Here is a 19,797-nt window from a genome sequence, read left to right on the forward strand (position 1 = left end):
TGGAATCTTCACTGACTCATCAAATGAAGGTCGCAGGGAACCTCGCCTTTTATGAAACTATTTACCTGTCCGGCATGCGGTAATCTCGTCTATTTTGAAAACGTCGCCTGCACCCGTTGCGGCGCCGCCTTGGGTTTCGTTCCTGGTGAGATGGTTATGGCGGCGTTTACTCCTGATGGAGACCGGTTGTGGCGGCGCGTTGGGGACACTCATGGGCAGTACAAAAAGTGTTCCAATTACGCCGTTCACGCCGCGTGCAACTGGATGCTGAACGCAAACGAGCCGGTGGAGTTATGCGCCGCCTGTCAGCTCAACCGGACCATTCCTGACCTGAGCATTGCGGAGAATCTCCCTTTGTGGCGGACGCTGGAGACGGAAAAGCGCCGTCTGGCGTTCACCATAATGCGTCTGGGACTGCCATTGACGCCCCGCAGTCAGGATGACGCCGGGCTGGCCTTTGATTTTCTGGCGGACCCTGACCCCAGTTTCAATGAGCGCGACCGAGTCATGACCGGCCATGCCCAGGGCGTTATCACCCTGAATATTGCGGAGGCGGACCCGGCGCTGCGGGTAAGCATGCGTGAGCAGATGGGCGAGCCATATCGTACGATTCTGGGGCACTTTCGCCATGAGTCCGGGCATTATTACTGGGACCGCTTGATACGGGACAGCCACCGATTAACGGAATTCCGCCGCCAGTTTGGCGATGAAACGCAGAATTACAGCGAGGCGCTGGAGCGTCACTATCAGTCCGCGCCGCCGCAAGACTGGTCGCAGCGTTTCGTCAGCGCCTACGCCAGCAGTCATCCCTGGGAAGATTGGGCGGAAACCTGGGCGCATTACCTGCATATGATCGACACCCTGGAGACGGCCTATCAGTTTGGCCTGATGATTCATCCCCGCGCCGGCGATGACGCCACCCTGGACGTAAGCCATGACTTCGATCCCTACAATCAGCAGGCGTTTTCCGTATTGCTGGACCATTGGCTGCCCCTGACCTTCGCGCTCAACAGCCTGAACCGCAGTATGGGCCACGCCCATGCGTATCCTTTCATGCTGGGGCCGCAGGTGTTGCAGAAACTGGAGTTTGTGCACCTGACCGTGCGCGAGGCCAGCTCGACGAATGCGCCAGGGATAAGCTGACGGATTGTTAACAGAGCCGTGTCGACATGAGTGATAGACTGCCAAAAAATGTAATCTATTACTTTAAAAACATGGCTTAACCATATGTTATTAAATATAAATAAACTGCTTTTCATGCTCGCGTTCTCCCTGGTGTCAGCGGCGGCCGTCGCGCAGGAAGCGTGCTCCTCGGAGGTCACGCCGACCTCCCAGTTCGTACTGAAGGGCGCAGAAGTCTATGATACGAAAACCGGGTTGACCTGGAGCCGCTGCAGCATGGGGCTGACCTGGCGGGAGGGTTCAGGCTGCGTCGGCAAAGTGAAAATCTCCACCCTGGAAGGCGCGCGTCACTTTGCGCAACTGCAGGGCCACGGCTGGCGCATTCCGACTATCGAGGAGTTATACAGCCTGGTGCGACGGGGCTGCTCGGAACCGGCGATCAACGCTGAGGTTTTTCCGGATGTGCAGGACCTGGGTGAAGGCAGTCCCTACTGGAGCCAGACTCCGGTCGAAGAGGTTCCAACCCTGTATTACTTCGTCGATTTTATGACCGGCGACATAGATGGACACACGGAAAGGTTTCCGTTGGCGTTGCGACTGGTGAGGGAGCAAGAGACGCCTAAAAATTAGTATTTTGTCTTATAAACAATAAGTTGGAACTGTTTCTTAAAGCATGGATAAGGAGCGTAAGATGCAAGCACAGACGCTTATCGCCGTCCGCGATGTGGCCGCCAGCAGCCGTTGGTATCAGACATTGCTGGATTGCCGAAGCGGGCATGGCGGCCCGGAATATGAACAGCTGGTGCAGGGTGAGGAGATGTTTATGCAACTGCACGCCTGGCATGCCCACGACCATCCTAATCTGGGCGACCCGGACGCCGCGCCCCATGGCTACGGCGTACTGTTATGGTTTCAGGTGGATGAGTTTGATGCGGCGGTGACGCGGGCAAGGGAGTTACAGGCGGACATTCTTGAAGGGCCAAAACTGAACTCCCGCGCCCAGCATCGGGAAATCTGGCTGCGCGACCCAGATGGCTACGTGGTGGTCCTGGCCAGCGCTTATGGGGATGTTGAATAGGGCGAACGACGCTGAATAGGCGCGGTCATGCGCCTTGTGGTGAACGAGCAACCCCAACGGGAGAACTTTGTGAATGCAACGCCAACGCCCACAGAAAGTCTGAATACAATCGACACGCCGTTTTTGGCGGTGGACAAAACCCGTTTCCAAGCCAACATTTCGCGCATGCGCGCTTATTTGCAGCCGTTTAAGGTGCGCTTGCGGCCGCACTTGAAGACGGTCAAGTCCGTCCCCGCTGCGGAGCTGGTGATGGCGAGCAAGCAGGACCCGGCGACCGTGTCCACCCTGAAAGAGGCGGAAGCCTTTGCGGAAGCGGGGTATACGGATTTGCTCTATGCCGTCGGCATCTCCCCGCAAAAACTGCCTCGCGTGCTGGCGCTACAGCGTACAGGCGTCAATATCTCTATTCTGCTGGACAGCCGCGAGCAGGCCGAAATGGTCATCGCCTTTTGTCGGGAAAACGACGCCAATATTCCTGTGTATATCGAGGTGGATTGCGACGGCCACCGCGCTGGATTGCCCGCGGATGATCCCGAACTGGTCGCCATCGGACGCCTGTTGCATGAAGCGGACGTGGAGGTGCGCGGTGTGATGAGTCATTCCGGCGGAGCCTATGACTGCGACACGCCGGAACAGTTGGCGACGGCCGCAGAGCAGGAACGCAGGGCGGCGGTGGCCGCGGCGCAGGCGTTGCGCAATGCGGGCGTGGCCTGTCCCGAGGTGAGCGTCGGCTCGACGCCGGCGGCGTTGTCTTACACTCACTTGGAGGGCGTGACGGAAGTGCGGGCCGGGGTGTATACCTTCTTTGATCTGGTGATGGCGGGCATCGGGGTCTGCAAGCTGAACGACATTGCGTTGTCGGTGGTGACCACTGTGACTGGACACAACAAAGCCAAAGGCTGGCTTTTTGTGGATGCGGGCTGGTCGGCCTTATCCCGGGATCGCGGCACGGCGGAGCAGAAAGTGGATCAGCTTTACGGCGTGGTGTGCGATGAACAGGGGCGGGTCATTGACGGCTTGTTAGTGAGCGCCGTCAACCAGGAACACGGCGTCCTTAGCATGCGAGAAGGGGGGAGCATGCGTGAAGGATGCAGGGAGGCGCTCCCGGAACTGCCCATTGGAACGCGCCTGCGCATTCTTCCCAACCACGCCTGCGCCACGGCGGGACAGTTTCTGCACTATCACGTGCTGGATGGCGCCAACCAACTGCTGGCAATCTGGCCCCGCATTCAGGGCTGGTAAACGCCTTTGCTTGTCAGGGGACAGTGCGACGCGCAATATGACGTAGCATCACCCTAAGTACAACTCACTAAGTCGAACAGGGCCCCAATTAATGGCGGTTCCTGACTTTCTTGACTACTCTGTGCTGTGACCCTCCAAGGATGTTCAGGAGAATCGAACAAAAATAAATCTATGTTGTATCTACTTACCGTATAACTGATTTCAGGCTGTAGAAAAATCAGTCAACACGATGTAAGTATCCAACCATCGTAAGGAGACTTCAGAATGAAAGGAGTAGACGCCTATCTCGCCGCAGTAATCACCGCCGTAACGCTCACTGGCTGCGCTTCGCAGACCGCGCTCACTGAGCAGGCCGCCTACCAGCAATATCCCGCCCTGGAAGAACTGAGAGATCAGGTCGAGCAGGGGAAATCACAGAATCTCAACGTATTGTCGCCGCAGCGCTACAGCCAGGCCAGAAAGTCCTATCAGGATGCGCTGCAGTGGGCTCAGGCCGATAACGCCAAAGCCACCGGCATCGCCAGACAGGGACTGGCCTCTATCAGTGAAGCCCGCACCAATGCGGAGGTCGCCGCCTATAATCTGGAAGATGTGCTCAACGCACGGCAGAAAGCCCTGGCGGCTAATGCGGACAAAGTTATCCCCGGCGAGTTTATGAAAGCGGAGGACAATCTCGTCAAACTCACCGGCATGATTGAAAAAGGCAGCGTCGAAGACGCCAAAGCCGGTCGTGCGGAAGTGGCGCGCCTGTATTCTCAGGCGGAGCTGAACGCGCTCAAGGGCAATATTGTGGACCGCGCCCGTGACGCGCTGGAATCAGCCAGAAGCCGCGACATTGACGACCTGGCCCCCAAAACCATGGAAATGGCGCAGGAAGAATATCAACTGGCTCTGAAAACCCTGGATGCGGACAGAACCGATACCGAAAGGGCGCAGACCCACGCGCAAAAATCCCTGTGGAACGTGATGCGCGCGGAGTACATCGCCGATACCGTCAAATACTTCGATGAGTCCGACTTCAACGAAGAAGACAAAGTGCTGTGGTATCAGCAGCAACTGGCGACAGCCGCCCGTCCGATTAACCAGCAGTTGCCTTTCGATCAGCCCAACAAGGAAGTGGTGCGTCAAGTCAGCGCCAATATTCAAGGCCTGATGACGGATCGCGATTCCGCGTTGCTGGCGCTGGAAAACGCCAAGACCCGTGAGATGAGAGCGGCGTCGGAAAAAGACGAACTGATGGCGCAACAGCAGCGGGAAGATCAGCGCAAGCAGGCCATCACCGCGAAATTCGCCGTAGTGCAGTCTCTGTTTACGGAGAAAGAAGCGGATGTGTACAGACAGAAAGACAACGTGCTGATTCGCGCCCACGGGTTTAACTTCCCCTCCGGCAAAAGCGAGATTCAGGGAGAAAACTTCGCCCTGGTGAACAAAATCATCGAAGCGGTGAAAGAGTTCCCCAATGCCCGGGTTGTGGTGTCCGGCCATACGGATAATCGCGGCTCCACTGAGCTGAACCAGGGCCTGTCGCAACAACGGGCGGAGGAAGTAGCCAAGATGCTGAAAGAAATCGGTCGCATCCCTTCCAATAAAATCACTGCGATGGGGTACGGCGAGCAACGTCCGGTCTCCACCAATGACACCACGGAAGGCCGCGCTGACAACCGTCGAGTGGAAGTACTGATCGTCAATGAAGGCGGCGTAGAACAGGTCTATTGATCTTTCCGTCAACGATGCGCGCCCTGTCCGGGCGCGTGTCGCCGGGGTTTTGCATGGATTAAACCGCCTTCGCCGGGGTGGCCTCCTGCGGCGGACGCTCGCTCAACAGCCAAAGCCGAAAGCGGGCGCCCTGTCCCGGCGTACTGTCCACCTCAATGCGGCCGCCATGGCGTTCAATGATGCTGTGAGAGATGGCCAGTCCCAATCCGGTGCCTTTGCCGACGGGTTTGGTAGTGAAGAACGGATCGAAGATGCGTTTGCGGGTTTCCTCCGGGATGCCGGCGCCGTTGTCCTGCACTTCCACCCATACGCCTTGCTCCCAGAATCCGGTGCGCAGCCAGATTTTTCCTGAACTCTCGATCGCCTGCGCGGCGTTGACCAGCAGATTCAACAGCACCTGGTTCAATTGCCCGGGCAGGCATTCGATTTCCCCCACGTCGCCATACTCTTTGATCACCTCAGCCTTGTATTTGATTTCATTCCAGGCGATAGCCAGGGCGCTTTCCAGTTGGGCTTCAATGGGGGAGTGACGCCATTCTTCTCCCTCGCCGGCGCGGGTGAAGTCGCGCAAATCCTGTACGATCTTGCGCACCCGCTCAAGGCCATTGCGTGTTTCGGCGATGACGTCGGGAATATCCTGGCGTAAATAGTCCAGCTCCAGATCGCTGATGATGGTTTTGAATTCATTCCAGCGCGGGTTTTCGTCATCGCTGTTTTGTCGCACGGCTTCCGCTGCGTCAATAATGCTCATCAGATCTTTAACGTAATTCTCCAGGGAGCCCAGGTTGGAGCTGACGAAGCCGATGGGGTTATTTATTTCATGGGCGACGCCCGCCGCCAATTGTCCGATAGAAGCTAACTTTTCACTTTGCAGAAGCTGCAGGTGGGTTTGCTCCAGTTCCTGGGTGCGGGCGACGACTTTTTCCTCCAGGGTGGCGTTGGCGTCCGCCAATTGGTTATGCAGACGCATATTGTGAAGACTGATAGCGGCTTTGGCGTCGAATACTTCCAGAAGATTGCGCGCCAGCCCATCAGGAGTATGTCCGTCCAGGTAAGCGACGAGACCGGGTTCGTCGTGACGGCCAATAAAAAGCACCGTTTCAGTCGAGGAGAACTGGCTTTCACCGGTTTGGAAGGCTGCTTTGATGGCTGCCCGTGCGGGGGCGGGTATGGGCGCCTGCGACCAGGGCGCGCCTGCGGTGATATCCTCTGAGCCGCACAGGATGGTGTAGGCGTCTGGGGGCTCGGATGGCGGTGGTGGGCTCAGCATCAGGCCCGTTCCTTCAAAGCCGGTGATGCGTAATAGTTGCGACAGAATGTCCTTCGCGAAATCCTGCAGTGTAGTTCCTGGCTGCAGGTAATCCGGCGCTTCAATGATTTGTCGCAGCCCCCGATGATGGGTCTCCAGGGCGCACAGGCTTTCATAAGCGCGCAGAGCGCTGATGACCGAGGTGTAGAGCTTTTGCGCGTCCAGCTCGGTCTTGTTTTTGTAGTCATTAATGTCGTAACGCAGAATCACGTCCCGTTCCGGCGCCATGCCCGGCTGTCCCGTTCGCAGGATAATGCGGACATTGTGGTCGCCCAGTTCTTCGCGGATATAGCGGGCCAGCTCCAGGCCGGCGTCGTCGCTTTCCATTACCACGTCGAGCAGGATAACGGCGACGCCCGCGTTTTCCTGTAGAGCTTTCCGCGCTTCCTCCGCACTGTAGGCGCTGGCGAGTTGCAGCTTGCGGTTGTGGAACTCCACATTGCGCAAAGCCAGGCGGGTGATAGAGTGCAGGTCTTCATCGTCGTCGACGATTAATATTAGCCAGCAAGGCGGCGGCTCTGGGAGAGCGCCATCGATGTCGCCGGAATGGCTGGAGCGTAGTTTTAGTCTCGTCATTCCAAATTCTGTCAGGCTGTAAAGTCACCGTCATGGCGACGCTTATCGCCGCCGTCCCTGGGGAATTCGATTGCGAAAGCGACGCCCTGTTCGGCGCCGGTATCGGCGATTCTTACTTTCCCATTCAGGACGTTGGTCACCAGGTTGTGAAGAATATGCAGGCCAAGGCCGCTACCTCCTTCATTACGTTTGCTGGTGAAAAATGGCTCAAAAACTTTGTCTCGTAAGGACTCGGGAATTCCCACGCCGTTATCGCACACCAGCAGCTCTACCTGATCGTCCACCACGTCAAAACGAATATCCACGATCCCCGGGCCTCCTGCGAAGCCATGAGTGAGGGAGTTCAATATAAGGTTAGTCAACACTTGCGACAGTGCGCCAGGATGGCTGTAAACCTCCAGCTCTTGCGGACCATGGATGCTGACGCTGGAGGAGGCTTTTTTCAGCGCCGGAGACAGGCTGGTGACGATCTCATGGAGATATTGAGAGAGATTGAAGCGCCGCTCCTCGCCTGCGGACTGATCGACTGCGACCTGTTTGAAAGACTGGATCAGGTTGGCGGCGCGGCTGGCGTTGGCCGCGATCAGGCGGGTAGAGTCTCTGGCGGCGTTGATATAGTCCGTCAGTTCTTCTTCTGACAATGACTCGCTGGCGTAGGTTTTCTGCAAGCGCTCGGTTTCCTCTGTCAGCAATGTGGAGGCGGTGACGATGACGCCGATGGGCGTGTTGATCTCATGCGCCACTCCCGCCACCAGGCGTCCCAGGGCGGCCATCTTTTCTCGTTGCATGAGTTGGTGTTGCGTTTCTTCCAGCTTGCGATTGGTCGCCATTAGTTCTTCATTGGAGCGCTGCAACTCCTGATTGATCCGGGACAGTTGCGCCTGACTGGGAATGGAGAGGGCGGCGGGAATCAGCTTCACCAGCAGCAGGGCGGTTATCACAGAAGCCGCCGCGGTGACGGCTTTCACCCCCCCGATCAGCCAGTAAGCGGGATACCAGGTCACCCAGATATTCATCACATGGGTGGCTCCGCAGGCCAGGATAAAGACGCCGAAGGACATAAACATCCAGTTGAACGGCACGTCCTGGCGTTTACGGATGAAGTAGATCAGCGTGATCGGGATGGTCATGTACGCCAGGGCGATGAGCGCGTCGGAGCTGATGTTCAGCCAGAGAATGCCGGGCTTCCAGAGGTAACAGTGTCCATGAGGCATGTACCCTTTGCCGGTGAAAAAATCGATGATGGATTCCATGGCCGCATCCTTTCTTCCCTTAACCTGTTAAACAACGTATAGCACGCTCCCGCGCTATCGCAAGATAACGGGATGTCTGCTTGGCGGCGCAGAAAGAGCGTTTCCGTTGATCTGGGTCAAAGCTGACCCGGGCTGCGCCTTAACCCCCCTAATCACTTGATCCAAATCATAATTATTCGCCGGCAAAGGCATAGACTCCCGCCCCGTCATCAATTCTTAATTTTGCAGTTGAATGTGAAGAGTAGGGGTATGTTATGCATAAGCTAAGTAAATCTATGTTGGCTCTGGGACTGCTGGCCTGCGCGGGCTCCGCGATGGCGCACCAGCCGGGAGATATGGTGCTGCGCGTCGGCGCCGCGATGGTGGACCCCCAGGATGACAGCTCAACCCTGCGTTTGAACGGCGCCTCCTTGGACGGCTCCAGCGTATCAGTGGACAGCAATACCCAGTTGGGTCTGACCTTCACCTATATGTTGCGTGAGCATATCGGTCTGGAAGTACTGGCGGCGACGCCGTTTTCCCATGAAGTCAGCGCTCATGGCTCAGTCGCAGGCGACAATCTGAAAACGGCGGAGGTTAAACACCTTCCTCCCACCGTCAGCCTACAGTACTACCCGATGGAAGCTGGCTCCGCCTTCCAGCCCTATGTGGGCGTTGGCGTGAACTACACCTTGTTCTTTGATGAAGAACTGACCACGGATTTTAAAGACGCCATGGGCGACGGCAAAATCAAGCTGGACAACTCCTTCGGCGCGGCGTTCCAGTTGGGCGTTGACTATCAATTGACCGATAACCTGGTGGTTAACGCGGCGGTCTGGAAGATCGGCATCGACACCACCGCCACCATCGACCTGGATTCCGGCGCGCAGATCAAAACCGACGTGGACATCGATCCGCTGGTGTACATGGTCGGCGTTGGCTACAAATTTTAATTCCAGCGACTTGCAATCGGCTTCGTGGCTAAGACTGCGGAGCCAACCGCCAATGAATTCTGCAGCCTGCGCTCAGGGATGAGAACAGGCCAGCTTCACCTCGCTTCATCCCCGCATGCGGCTCTACATTCGCCCATGCGGTTTTTTTGTTTCCGCATCCTTGCCTGCCGCTTAGATGAGACGGGTAGAAGTAGGTAGAGCCTGATCGCCGCCGTTTCACTTCTTTTCCCTGATCTATACTTATTGCTCAAGCTTCACCATTCGTTGACTGGGTTTAACTGATATGGGGGATGGCATGGGACGTTCTTTGACTTCCGCTGTCTTTGGGTTGTTTTGCATTGTGTTCGGCGCGCTGGTTCAGGCCGCGACCACGGTGCAGGTGTGGACCTACTATGATTCGCCGCCGTTTGCGATTGATCCCCAGGGCGATGATCTCACATCGACCCTGTGCCGGGTGCTGACGGAAAAAAGCGGAGGCGAATGGGTTTTTAAACCTCAGTATCTTCCCCGCAAACGCATTAATCACTACCTGGAAAGCGGCGCTGAGCAAGGGCTGGTGCTGTGGGCGAACCCCCTGTGGTTTCAGGATAAGGAAGAAACCAAATACGCCTGGAGTGATCGCGTCGTCTGGGGCGCCAATGAGATCGTGTCCCTGCGGGAAAGTCCGGTGGAGTATACCGGCCCTGAGTCCCTGGAAGGCAAACGCTTTGGCGGCGTGGCGGGGCATCATTATGTGGGGATCGACGATCTCGCGCAGTCCGGCCGCATCAAGCGGGAGGACACCACCTCGTTTTCCAAGAATCTCGACAAACTATTGAGCAACCGCCTCGACGCCATACTGATACCTCGCGGCGAGCTGTTTTACATGGTCTCGCAAGGCAATCTGGGCGACAAACTTTTCATCTCCTCAAAACCCCATCAGCAGTATGAGCGCAAGATCCTGGCGACGCAGAAGCTGGAGGCGGTGCGGGATTTCATCAACGCGCAACTGCCAGCGTTGAATGAGGACGCGGAATGGCGGGCGCTACTGGATAAATACGGCTTGAAGCCCTGAGGCGTAGAGTGCTGAGGGTTTTGTGACGCGGAACGATAGATTTGACGCTAAGGACTGACTGGCTATGTGGAGACTGTTCGGACTGACGCTGTGGATAGGCTTGACGACGAGCGTGAACAGCCGCGCGGAAATCGTTGTGCCGGTGTGGACCTACTACACCTCGCCGCCATACGGCCTGCACAGCGACGGCTATGATCTGACCAGCATTATGTGTGCTGAACTCAGCAAACTCAGCGGCGGCAAATGGCGCTTTGAGCCCCAGAGTTTGCCCAGAAAACGCATAGACAGCTATCTGGAGCGAGGCGATCAGGCGGTGGTGGCCTGGGTGAATCCTTCCTGGTTCGGCGATAAACAGGAGGAACATTACGATTGGACCCACGGCGTGGTAACGGGGCGCAATGAAATTGTGTCTCTTAAACTGCATCCGGTGGAATACCACGGCCCGGAGTCCCTGGTCGGCAAAAGCTTCGGCGGCGTGCTGGGGCATCGCTATGTCGGCATAGATGAGCTGGTGGAGGAAGGGCGCATCCAGCGGGAGAACGCCTCCTCATTCTCCAGCAACTTCGGCAAGCTCCTGCTGCGTCGTATCGAGGTCACCATGATTCCCCGGGAGGAATTGTTTTACCTGATGGCGAATGAACAGGTGGGCGCGCAGCTTTATATCTCCAAACAACCGCACCAGGAATATCAGCGTAAGATGCTGGTGACGAAAGGGCTCAAGGGCGTGAGGGATTTTATGGAAGCTCAGTGGTCGACGCTCAATGACCATCCTGACTGGCGTCACCTGCTGCAGCGCTACGGGCTGAATCAGTGAGGCCGTTAACGTCGGCGGCGGGAAGCATATTGGCTTCGGTAGCGAAATCGCCAGCTTGATCCTGTGTGCTCAGCAGATTGCGGACGGTCATTCGCAGCTTGGCGTTATCCGCCACCGTCTTGGTCAGCGTGGCCTGAACTTTACTCGATAGTTGCGGCGTGGCGGGGTAAGAGGAAAAAATCACCACGGGGGTTTCATCGGTATTGATTTCGTCCACCAGTTCGGCTCCGGAGCCGTCCGGCAACTCCAGATCCAAAAGCACCAGATCATAACTCTTTTCCTGCAGCATACGTCGCGCCTGCTCCAATGCGCCGGCCTGATGTATATCGGCGATCTCTTCCAGAACGGAGCGGGCGATTTGCACCAGATCGGGGTCATCTTCCACATGCAGGATACTAGGGCGTGTCTGCTTCAATAACACCCGATGAAGGATAGCCCTGAACTCATTTAGTTTGGGGTGAGTGCTGCTCAGCCAGGCAAGGGGAGCGACGCCGTCGATTTCCAGTCTGGAATCCGCTTCTGAGTGGTAGTTGTCCTCTGCTATCGCCACCAGCGGCAGTTGAGAGGCTGGATCAACATGGCGCAGGGATCTTAAAAAGGTGAAGCCGCCATCATCGGTCATCGTGCTGTCCACAACCAGCAGGCAGTATGAATTTTCCGAGAGAAGGCGTACTGCGCTCGCTGCGTCGGATGCAACATCGCAGCAAAGCCCCTCTGCCTGTACCGCTTTCGCTAACAGATCCGCCAGATCTTTATCCATTTCGCAAACCAACGCGCAGGGGTGTGGCGACGTTTTGAGCGGCTTTGGCGTCAGTCGAACGGGAAGGTCGAAAAAGAATTCCGTACCCTTGTTAGCCTTGGAAGTAAAACCGATTTCGCCGCCGTGTTGCTCCACGATGGCTTTGGCGATGCTAAGCCCGAGCCCGGTGCCGCCTTGTGCGCGGGTGTCGGAGCTGTCCGCCTGCGAGAATCGATCGAAGACGCGACATTGAAACTCCTCAGGAATGCCTTTGCCCTGATCTTTGACGTGAACGCGCAGCTTGCTCTTTAGACAGGAGATGGCTACGTCGACCTGTCCGCCTCGCGGCGAGTATTTGACTGCGTTGGAGATCAGGTTGGACATGACCTGATGAATGCGTCGTTCATCTACATGTACGCAGGATTTTGGCAAGGGATTGGCGAAGTGCAGGTCAACCTGATACTTGCCTGCGAACTCCTTGTGGTCTTCCAGGCTGCGCTGAATCAGTGTTGTCAGATCCTGGTCCTCCAGCTCAAACTTGAGCGAGCCGGACTCCAGTTTTTCAATTTCCAGAATATCGTTGATGAGCAGGGTGAGTCGGTCGCAATTACGGTAGGCGACTTTTAGCATTTTATGCACGACTTCCGGCAGTTCGCCGCCGTGCTTGCCCAGCACAAGCCCCAGTGCGCCGCCAATAGCGGTCAGCGGCGTGCGTAGTTCATGACTGACCGTGGCGATGAACTCATCTTTTTGCCGTTCCATGCGTTTGCGTTCCGTGATGTCGCGCACCACCCCGGTGAACATGCGGCGGCCGTCGACGGTCATTTCACTCACCGCCAGTTCCATGGGAAACGTCGATCCATTTTTACGGCGACCGGTGACTTCCCGGCCAATGCCGATGACCTTGGCCACGCCGGTGTGCATGAACTTGGCGAGATAGCCATCGTGTTCGCTGTGATAAGGCTCCGGCATCAGGACGCTGACATTGGACCCGATCACGTCGCTGGCGGCGTAGCCAAAGATGCGTTCCGCCGCCGGATTGAAGGTGTCGATCAAGCCTTTGCCGTCAATGGTGATAATGCCGTCGACGACTGTGTCGACAATGGCGCGGACGCGGGCTTCCCGGTCCTGCAGCGCCAGTTCGGAGGCTTTGCGTTCGCTGATATCGCGCACCACGCCGGTGAACATGCGACGGCCTTCCACCTGCATTTCCGTCACCGCCAGATCGAGAGGAAACAGGCTGCCGTCCTTGCGCTGGCCCAGCACTTCGCGGCCAATGCCGATGATTTGCGCCTTGCCGGTTTGCAGATAATTGTTGAGATAGTCGTCGTGATGTTCGCGGAAGGGGGAGGGCATCAGCATATGCACGTTGCAGCCGATGACCTCTTCTTCGTCATAGCCGAAGATGCGCTCCGCTGCGGGATTGAAGGTTTCAATAACGCCCTGGCTATCAATGGTGATGATGCCATCCACCACCGCTTCGACAATCGCGCGCACCCGACTGTCTGACTCTGGCGTAAAACCGTTCCTCACAGTCTTTGGTTTGGGCTTCTTGCTCACATAAATTCCCTTACATGAACGCCAAAACGTTCGTTTAATAAATATAGGCGGGGTCCAAGCTATTACAAATTTAAGGGACTAAATGGACAAGGAGGAACGGCAGCGGGAGCAACGGGAAAGTATGAAACGACAGGATAAATGGACCGGATGGACGGAAAGAGCGAATGGAAAGGGAGTAACCGAAATGAGGCAATGGAACACGGAGTAATAGATCACAGAGTAATGAAACACAGAGAAATGTGATACTGAGTAATCGAAATAGATGAAATCGAAAAAGGTTCAGTCGAAAAAGGTGAAATCACAAAAGGTATAACGGAAAAAAATGTAATCGAAAAAGGTGTAACCGAAAAATGGATGAATGTAAGAAGACTGTAATGGAAGAATTAAAAAATGAGGAGCGGAAAAGAGAAATGGAAAGCCACGCGTCCCTGCGAGGCCAAGATCACACCAACGCCATCACCTCTTCCACTGGGCGACGCACCTTCTGCGGCCAATTGCCTTCAGTCGGATAACCCACCGTCACTAACATCACCGGCACCTCCCGCTCCGACAGCCCAAACTCCTGCGCCAGCGCCTGTGGATCGAAACCACTCATGGCGCCAGTAGACAGCCCCATGCCTTGCGCCGCGAACATCAGCGTCATGGCGGCGAGGGAAGCGGAACGGAAAGCTTCGTCCCGTTGCAGCATAGGGTTGTTCTCATGAGAAGAACTGGCCTGTGCAACCCAGCCGTCACTGAACGCCTGCGGCAGAAAACCCGCAGCGACGGAAGGCTGCAACGCACTGGCCAGACCTTCATGCGCCGCCAGTGTTCCACAGATGATAAAGGTCACAGCGGCGTCCACCACCTGCTTCTGCCCATAAGACACCGCCTGCAAACGGGCCTTCGCTTCGGGCGAACGCACCGCGATGAACTTCCAGTTCTGAAAGTTGTAAGCGGAGGGCGCGCGGGTGGCCAGTCTCACCAACTCGGTGATCTGCTCTTCAGACAGGGATTTCTCGGCGTCGTAACGGCCAGTGGATACGCGGTTTTCGATAAGGTCTTTTACAGTCTCGTACATATCAGGTTCCTTGATTTACGGCTAAGCAATGCATTTATCTTCAATTCAAGATAAAATCAGTTTTGCACAGATAAATCTTGATATCAAGATAAAATAAATGGAGCCTCTGATGACTGAAAAACGACCGCCCGACGCCGTAGATAAGATTCTGGAACAATGGAACGCAGAACGCCCCGACCTGGACGTCACCCCCATGGCCGCCATCGGACGCCTGAAACGCTGCGCCGCCCTCATGCAACGCAGACTGGACGCCACCTTCAGTCAATTCGACATGACCGGCTGGGAATTCGACGTCCTCGCCACCCTGAGACGCTCCGGCAAACCCTACTGCCTGGCCCCCACAACCCTGTTCTCAACCCTCATGATCACCTCCGGCACCATGACCCACCGCCTGCAACGCCTGGAAGCCAGCGGCCTCATCGAACGCACCGCCAACAAAGACGACGCCCGCAGCAAACTCGTCCAACTCACCCCCAAAGGCCTCGAACTCATCGACCGCGCCGTCGACGCCCACGTACAAAACGAACACAACATCCTGCAACCCCTGAACCCAGAAGAACGCCAACAACTGGATGAGTGTATGAGGAGGTTACTAAGATTGTTGGAGGGGGAGGGTGGTTGAGTCTTTGTCCTTTGACGGTTTGGCGAAGAATGCATGGACTCACTGAAAGCAACCCCTTGTTCTGACGCCCAAAAACTACAGGCCCATCCGCAGACTTTACTAATACGAACGAGTATTAGTCCTGGGAGACCCTTTAGCCGCCACATAGTGTCCAGCGGATTTGCCGAAATGAGAGTAATAACTCCTGAAAACTGGACGGCTTTACGGGGAAAAGTGATTTAACGCTATAGTCTCAAGGAGTTTGTGTTTTGAAAGGCCTTTGAATAGGGGGGGGCTCTGGCTACAACGAGTCCATTTTTATATGGGATCATGGAAAGAGTAGACCACTCTTCTTCCATTGTACTCATCGAGCATAGCAAGACCTTTACTCCTAAAATTGCACCCGGCCGTATGTGCAATCCCATTTCCCATGCTGCCTAGCCGTATCGCTGTACCACTTAAAAAGGATGCCTTTAGCTTTTCCAGAGAATATATCTGACTTTCTCTAGAAACAAATAAGCCAGTTGTCTTTGTTGGTTTAAGCTCAAGAGTGAGCGTCGCTTCTTTGCAGTCGTATAGAAAGTGATCTTCAGGGATGACTTTTATGATGGCGCTTGTTTCCGATACCGTTTCATACGCTGACACTTTAAAGCTCCAACTTGTGCCGCCCGACACTGCGTATTGAGGTACAGCTAGTAGCGCTATTGATAATACGAGTTTTTTCACCCATTAACTCCTCATGATCTATTTTTGGTGTGTGGGGGCATGCCTGTATACATTGCCGCTAAACGTCCTTTCTGAAGCCGCTAGCGCCTGTGTCATTTGCTAATCGTAACCCAGCATAAATAGGCGAACATAACATTGCTAGTAGCCTCATCAAACTATACCGTGACCAGTGTAGGGGGGCTGAACATGTATGCGTAATAGACGGCCAGTGGACTCCTTAACCCGTTTGCCCTGAGCCCGTCGAAGGGCCTCCCAGAGCGCCAAAACAAACCCCGTGCGCTCCAAGCTATACGAGGCAGGACCAAATATTGGAAATAAAAAAAGCCATCGCCAAACTCAAACAATGGGACCAAGCCGCAGGTAACGTCGCAGTCACAATCATCCGACTACTCCTCCTGGGCTACGGCTTCTTCATTCTGGCAAGAAGCGCGTCGAGGTCGTTTGATCGCCTTAGCTTCCTGGAGTCCTATATGGAAACCATCGCTGCGCATTTCACTGAATACATTCTGCTTGTGTACTGGGTTTTTCCAATATTCACCGCACTATGCCTGACATACCTATTCAGAAAAACATCATTCAAAGGCGTAGCTCTCGTGTATTTGATTGCAGTAACAATGTTCATCATCACCGCATAGCCGCGGAAGCCTACTCAGCTAGACGACCAACTCAACACCACCAAACACTAAAGCCCCATCCCCAAAAACAAACCCCACCCCCGTTCGCCCTGAGCCTGTCGAAGGGCCTCCCAGAGCGTATGAGCGAGAAGCGCTTGAGCCGCACTGTCGCTGCATGAAGCAGACATTGGAGGGTGTGCTATCTTTTGCTCATAACTAGACATGTTATCGAAGTTTATGGCGATTGAACGCTGACGAGGGGCGGAAGCATGTTCAAACTATTTGATTTATTACAATTGCTTAGTCCCACATTGTCGCCAGCCGATTGTAAGTTACATATGGCTGTGTGGAATGGAAAAGAGCATCCCCTTGATGTCTTTCTTGCGGGAGATTTCGAGGAGTGGCAGCGATGGCAAACAAAACGAAATTTTGAACGCCGGTTTGTAGTCTCTCTTATTAACATTCATGGCACGGACAACTGGCTTTTTAGCGGTCTATACGAACAAATAGGGGTTGAGTTCAAGAGCGAAGAAAACTGTTTCTATTATGACTTAGGGCAAGTGCGAGACTGTGCCGAGCTCTCCGGCCGCTTGGTTATTAGATTTAGCCGAAATTTTCGGGCGACATATTTGTTGGCTGAACGGTGGAGTGAAGATCTATTTGTATCGGAACTCAAACCTGAGCGACTCACCTTATCGGAGTTTCCAGGCTTTAAATCTGTGAATTTGTCTAAGCGGGAATTAGATTGTGTTATTCGTCAGAACATCCCATCTTGGAAAGGCGCGCTCTCCTCAGTCTCAGGAGTTTATGTAATATCAGATACGATGTCGGGGAAACTCTATGTTGGTAGTGCATATGGAGAAGGCGGTATATGGAGCCGCTGGTCACAGTATTCGTCCTCGGGACATGGCAACAATGTAGAACTCCGGGCGCTCTTGAACAACTTTGGCGCCAAAAGTGCTGAAGCCTTCCGTTTTTCAATTCTTGAAGTGGCGGATGTGCACGCCAATAAAAATGAAGTTATTACGCGCGAAACTCATTGGAAGGAAGTCTTGTTGTCCCGCACACATGGCTACAACTCGAATTAACAGAAATGGTTAGAACCTATGGAGTCGATTGAAAGTAGAGTTCTATTTCCTTGAAATTCAGAAATACCAATTCTAGGAAATTCTAATCAGCCGTTCGCCTTGAGTTGAGAGCGAAGACGCTGTGTGTTGTAGTCGCCGCTGGCTGATGAAATATGAGCGGGACTACTATATTTGTAATCAGAGGGGTGCAAAAAAGCTGTTTCGTGTCAGGGGTGAACTTTGAGAACTTAAGTAGTTTCGTGTAAATTTTCTCCTAATGGACCTCGGTATGGCGATAGTAAACATGGCTTTGATTTATCCACTGTAAGAATAATTTTCGTTCTTGTTAAGAATGAAATAAATTTATAGAAGTCAACTCCATAGTTTGTTTTTTTGTGTTGATTTTATAAATTATTCTCTGGAGAATACTGCTGGAGGAGTGGACTGGGAAGTTTTTCCGATTAAAGTGGTTTATGAGGAAATAGAGTTTAGCGATAGGATAAGCAATGGACTTAGAAGAGTTTAGTGTAGAGCTTGCAGGCAAAAATGACGAAGATGATGTCCTCGATTTTTGCCGTAAGCATGTTTTACATGGCACACCCTATATATTTAGCTCACGGGATGAGGAGTTCTATGAATTTAGAAAAAGGGTAGCTAAGAAGTTTGGCATTCCCTTTTATGAAATATTTATTACAGGTTCCGCAAAGCTAGGTTTTAGTCCATTCAAGAAAAAAAGTTTTGACTATGACTCTGATATTGATGTGGCTATTGTGTCACCGATATTATTTGAGCAGTTGATGTCGAATATCGCTGAATATCAAATGATGGTCAGAAATAATAGAGACGTAATCCGAGATTCAGAATTAAAAATGTATCATTCTTTTTTAGAGTATGTGGCGCTTGGTTGGATTAGGCCAGATAAACTACCTGTATCTTTTCAGATGAAAGCAATTAAAGATGATTGGTTTGACTTTTTTAGAAGCATATCTAACGGAAAGTCTGAAGTCGGTAACTACCGGGTAAATGCAGGCGTTTTTAAAAGCTACGAGCATCTAGAAAATTATACCTTGTTAGGCATGAAAGATTTAAAGCGATCGAAATATCTGAGGAAGAAATAATGTCAGCGCAGATTAAGCCATCTGTTACCAATCCTACAATAGCGGACATCTATGAGAAGATTGATAGTAATAGATTGAATTTAAGTCCGGATTTTCAAAGGAAGTTTGTCTGGACACATGAACATCAAGAAGAGTTTTTGGATACAATACTTCATGGTTTTCCATTTCCTGAAATATATGTTTGCCAAGGGGCTACGGATACTAAGAAGCTACGGACTACTCAGAAGGTTATAGATGGTCAACAACGCCTGACTACAATTAAGAAATATATTGAAAATGATTTTAAAAAAGAACTTAAAATCGTACCTAGCTTTGATAATTTGACCGAAGGGCAGCGTGAGGACTTTCTTTCTTATCAGATTGTGGTGCGTGATATAGGTAAGGTTGAAGAAGGTTTGATTAGAGAGATATTTAGAAGAATAAACTTAACTAAATTCAAGCTTGATGATATCGAGATACATAACGCCATCTATGATGGGAAATTTATCCAAGTTGCTAAAGAGCTTGCAGACGAGGTCGCTCTTGATGAGTTTGGTGTATTTCATGAATCTGAGTTCACACGAATGGCAGATGTTCACTTCTTCTTGCAGGTCATGTCGACATTGGTAAGAGGAGGATACTTCCCCCGAGACAACGAGGTAGAAAAGTGCGTGGCAGAATTTAATGAGGAATTTCCTGAGTCGCATAGAGTAAAGTCACAAGTACTTAAAGCAATATCTATAATTCAAGGTTTAGGTTTAGAACTTGATTCCATCTGGTTTAGGAAATCTTGCTTTTTTACGCTTGTAGTTGAGCTTTGTTTGGCAGGCAATATTCCCCCAGATTTTACAAGACGGTTAAACGACTTTGACGAAGAAGTTCTTAAAAGCAAGAACATGAAAGAAACAGATCATGGGCTTTTCTATCACTCTATGTACTCTGGGACAAATGACAGAAAGGCGCGCGTTAATCGCTCTGAATTATTTAGGAAATATATGCTGGTGTAGCAGGTTGTAAAATAGGCTCGTATAGACAGGGGGCTCATATGATAGTTTGTCTAGGATGGGGGGCTGTAGTTTGGAATCAAGGTGCTCTACATACGAAGGGCCATTGGAATAATAATGGCCCGAATATATCTGTGGAATATTTGCGTCAATCTAAGGATAGTCGAATAACACTTGTTGTTGATAAAGAAGGTGCTCGTTCTCAGGTCTTATGGGCTGAGATTGTAGTGGTC

The 19,797-nt window shown here is 53.1% G+C and carries 18 protein-coding genes; 13 read left to right on the forward strand and 5 right to left on the reverse strand.

The annotated features are described in order from the left end of the window. Positions 1-51 precede the first annotated feature (51 nt). The 5 genes from ACQYWX_RS14595 (at position 52) to ACQYWX_RS14615 (ending at position 5,158) form a co-directional block, all read left to right on the forward strand. Entirely contained in the window at positions 52-1,143 is a 1,092-nt protein-coding gene (locus tag ACQYWX_RS14595; protein WP_431689320.1) for a zinc-binding metallopeptidase family protein, read from the forward strand. A gap of 84 nt (positions 1,144-1,227) precedes the next feature. Further along, positions 1,228-1,752, forward strand: a complete 525-nt coding sequence (locus tag ACQYWX_RS14600; protein ID WP_431689321.1) for a DUF1566 domain-containing protein — start codon at positions 1,228-1,230, stop codon at positions 1,750-1,752. Between the two features lie 61 nt (positions 1,753-1,813). Next, positions 1,814-2,200, forward strand: coding sequence for a VOC family protein (locus ACQYWX_RS14605; protein ID WP_431689322.1), 387 nt, complete (start codon positions 1,814-1,816; stop codon positions 2,198-2,200). A 27-nt stretch (positions 2,201-2,227) separates the two neighbouring features. Then, entirely contained in the window at positions 2,228-3,442 is a 1,215-nt protein-coding gene (locus tag ACQYWX_RS14610; protein WP_431689323.1) for a DSD1 family PLP-dependent enzyme, read from the forward strand. Positions 3,443-3,706: 264 nt separating this feature from the next. Next, entirely contained in the window at positions 3,707-5,158 is a 1,452-nt protein-coding gene (locus ACQYWX_RS14615; protein WP_431689324.1) for an OmpA family protein, read from the forward strand. Positions 5,159-5,216: 58 nt separating this feature from the next. Here ACQYWX_RS14615 and ACQYWX_RS14620 read toward each other — a convergent pair whose 3' ends face one another. Together ACQYWX_RS14620 and ACQYWX_RS14625 are read right to left on the reverse strand one after the other, a co-directional pair. Then, on the reverse strand, positions 5,217-7,043 hold the full coding sequence (locus ACQYWX_RS14620) for an ATP-binding protein (RefSeq protein WP_431689325.1): 1,827 nt from the start codon (positions 7,041-7,043) through the stop codon (positions 5,217-5,219). Between the two features lie 11 nt (positions 7,044-7,054). Further along, the gene (locus ACQYWX_RS14625) at positions 7,055-8,296 is read right to left on the reverse strand and encodes a sensor histidine kinase (RefSeq protein ID WP_431689326.1); all 1,242 of its coding nucleotides are present in this window, start codon (positions 8,294-8,296) and stop codon (positions 7,055-7,057) included. Positions 8,297-8,550: 254 nt separating this feature from the next. Between ACQYWX_RS14625 and ACQYWX_RS14630 the strand changes: the two genes are divergently transcribed. The 3 genes from ACQYWX_RS14630 (at position 8,551) to ACQYWX_RS14640 (ending at position 11,096) form a co-directional block, all read left to right on the forward strand. Then, positions 8,551-9,228 (forward strand): OmpW/AlkL family protein, encoded by a 678-nt coding sequence (locus ACQYWX_RS14630; RefSeq protein WP_431689327.1) that lies wholly within the window; start codon positions 8,551-8,553, stop codon positions 9,226-9,228. Between the two features lie 295 nt (positions 9,229-9,523). Beyond that, positions 9,524-10,282, forward strand: a complete 759-nt coding sequence (locus ACQYWX_RS14635) for a substrate-binding periplasmic protein (RefSeq protein ID WP_431689328.1) — start codon at positions 9,524-9,526, stop codon at positions 10,280-10,282. Positions 10,283-10,346: 64 nt separating this feature from the next. Continuing rightward, on the forward strand, positions 10,347-11,096 hold the full coding sequence (locus ACQYWX_RS14640) for an amino acid ABC transporter substrate-binding protein (RefSeq protein ID WP_431689329.1): 750 nt from the start codon (positions 10,347-10,349) through the stop codon (positions 11,094-11,096). On the opposite strand, the gene ACQYWX_RS14645 is transcribed toward ACQYWX_RS14640, so the two are convergent. Beyond that, positions 11,041-13,395 carry a PAS domain S-box protein gene (locus tag ACQYWX_RS14645; RefSeq protein WP_431689330.1) on the reverse strand — a complete coding sequence of 785 codons (2,355 nt, stop codon included), beginning with the start codon at positions 13,393-13,395 and terminating at the stop codon, positions 11,041-11,043. The genes ACQYWX_RS14640 and ACQYWX_RS14645 overlap by 56 nt on opposite strands. Positions 13,396-13,837: 442 nt before the next feature. Beyond that, entirely contained in the window at positions 13,838-14,455 is a 618-nt protein-coding gene (locus ACQYWX_RS14650; RefSeq protein ID WP_431689331.1) for a nitroreductase family protein, read from the reverse strand. Between the two features lie 109 nt (positions 14,456-14,564). Here ACQYWX_RS14650 and ACQYWX_RS14655 point away from each other — a divergent pair, with 109 nt between their 5' ends. Then, the gene (locus ACQYWX_RS14655) at positions 14,565-15,077 is read left to right on the forward strand and encodes a MarR family winged helix-turn-helix transcriptional regulator (protein WP_431689332.1); all 513 of its coding nucleotides are present in this window, start codon (positions 14,565-14,567) and stop codon (positions 15,075-15,077) included. Positions 15,078-15,374: 297 nt separating this feature from the next. Here the strand turns inward: ACQYWX_RS14655 and ACQYWX_RS14660 are convergent, their stop codons facing one another. Continuing rightward, on the reverse strand, positions 15,375-15,782 hold the full coding sequence (locus ACQYWX_RS14660) for a hypothetical protein (RefSeq protein WP_431689333.1): 408 nt from the start codon (positions 15,780-15,782) through the stop codon (positions 15,375-15,377). Positions 15,783-16,090: 308 nt separating this feature from the next. Here ACQYWX_RS14660 and ACQYWX_RS14665 point away from each other — a divergent pair, with 308 nt between their 5' ends. The 4 genes from ACQYWX_RS14665 (at position 16,091) to ACQYWX_RS14680 (ending at position 19,567) form a co-directional block, all read left to right on the forward strand. Next, positions 16,091-16,417: a hypothetical protein gene (locus tag ACQYWX_RS14665; protein WP_431689334.1), complete on the forward strand. Its 327-nt coding sequence runs from the start codon at positions 16,091-16,093 to the stop codon at positions 16,415-16,417. Between the two features lie 248 nt (positions 16,418-16,665). Continuing rightward, complete coding sequence (locus tag ACQYWX_RS14670) at positions 16,666-17,484, forward strand: GIY-YIG nuclease family protein (protein ID WP_431689335.1); 819 nt, start codon at positions 16,666-16,668, stop codon at positions 17,482-17,484. A gap of 485 nt (positions 17,485-17,969) precedes the next feature. Further along, positions 17,970-18,581 carry a hypothetical protein gene (locus ACQYWX_RS14675; protein WP_431689336.1) on the forward strand — a complete coding sequence of 204 codons (612 nt, stop codon included), beginning with the start codon at positions 17,970-17,972 and terminating at the stop codon, positions 18,579-18,581. Further along, complete coding sequence (locus ACQYWX_RS14680) at positions 18,581-19,567, forward strand: DUF262 domain-containing protein (protein ID WP_431689337.1); 987 nt, start codon at positions 18,581-18,583, stop codon at positions 19,565-19,567. The genes ACQYWX_RS14675 and ACQYWX_RS14680 overlap by 1 nt, the downstream gene beginning before the upstream one ends. Positions 19,568-19,797: the final 230 nt, after the last annotated feature.

Origin of the sequence: Hahella sp. NBU794, assembly GCF_050749805.1 — a bacterium.
In the GTDB taxonomy this organism is placed as follows: Bacteria; Pseudomonadota; Gammaproteobacteria; order Pseudomonadales; family Oleiphilaceae; genus Hahella.

Bases quoted from the DNA above. Each gene is read 5' to 3' on its own strand.
- ACQYWX_RS14595 (WP_431689320.1), top strand. From the start codon at position 52: ATGAAACTATTTACCTGTCCGGCATGCGGTAATCTCGTCTATTTTGAA.
- ACQYWX_RS14600 (WP_431689321.1), top strand. From the start codon at position 1,228: ATGTTATTAAATATAAATAAACTGCTTTTCATGCTCGCGTTCTCCCTG.
- ACQYWX_RS14605 (WP_431689322.1), top strand. From the start codon at position 1,814: ATGCAAGCACAGACGCTTATCGCCGTCCGCGATGTGGCCGCCAGCAGC.
- ACQYWX_RS14610 (WP_431689323.1), top strand. From the start codon at position 2,228: ATGCGCCTTGTGGTGAACGAGCAACCCCAACGGGAGAACTTTGTGAAT.
- ACQYWX_RS14615 (WP_431689324.1), top strand. From the start codon at position 3,707: ATGAAAGGAGTAGACGCCTATCTCGCCGCAGTAATCACCGCCGTAACG.
- ACQYWX_RS14620 (WP_431689325.1), bottom strand. From the start codon at position 7,043: ATGACGAGACTAAAACTACGCTCCAGCCATTCCGGCGACATCGATGGC.
- ACQYWX_RS14625 (WP_431689326.1), bottom strand. From the start codon at position 8,296: ATGGAATCCATCATCGATTTTTTCACCGGCAAAGGGTACATGCCTCAT.
- ACQYWX_RS14630 (WP_431689327.1), top strand. From the start codon at position 8,551: ATGCATAAGCTAAGTAAATCTATGTTGGCTCTGGGACTGCTGGCCTGC.
- ACQYWX_RS14635 (WP_431689328.1), top strand. From the start codon at position 9,524: ATGGGACGTTCTTTGACTTCCGCTGTCTTTGGGTTGTTTTGCATTGTG.
- ACQYWX_RS14640 (WP_431689329.1), top strand. From the start codon at position 10,347: ATGTGGAGACTGTTCGGACTGACGCTGTGGATAGGCTTGACGACGAGC.
- ACQYWX_RS14650 (WP_431689331.1), bottom strand. From the start codon at position 14,455: ATGTACGAGACTGTAAAAGACCTTATCGAAAACCGCGTATCCACTGGC.
- ACQYWX_RS14655 (WP_431689332.1), top strand. From the start codon at position 14,565: ATGACTGAAAAACGACCGCCCGACGCCGTAGATAAGATTCTGGAACAA.
- ACQYWX_RS14670 (WP_431689335.1), top strand. From the start codon at position 16,666: ATGTTCAAACTATTTGATTTATTACAATTGCTTAGTCCCACATTGTCG.
- ACQYWX_RS14675 (WP_431689336.1), top strand. From the start codon at position 17,970: ATGGACTTAGAAGAGTTTAGTGTAGAGCTTGCAGGCAAAAATGACGAA.
- ACQYWX_RS14680 (WP_431689337.1), top strand. From the start codon at position 18,581: ATGTCAGCGCAGATTAAGCCATCTGTTACCAATCCTACAATAGCGGAC.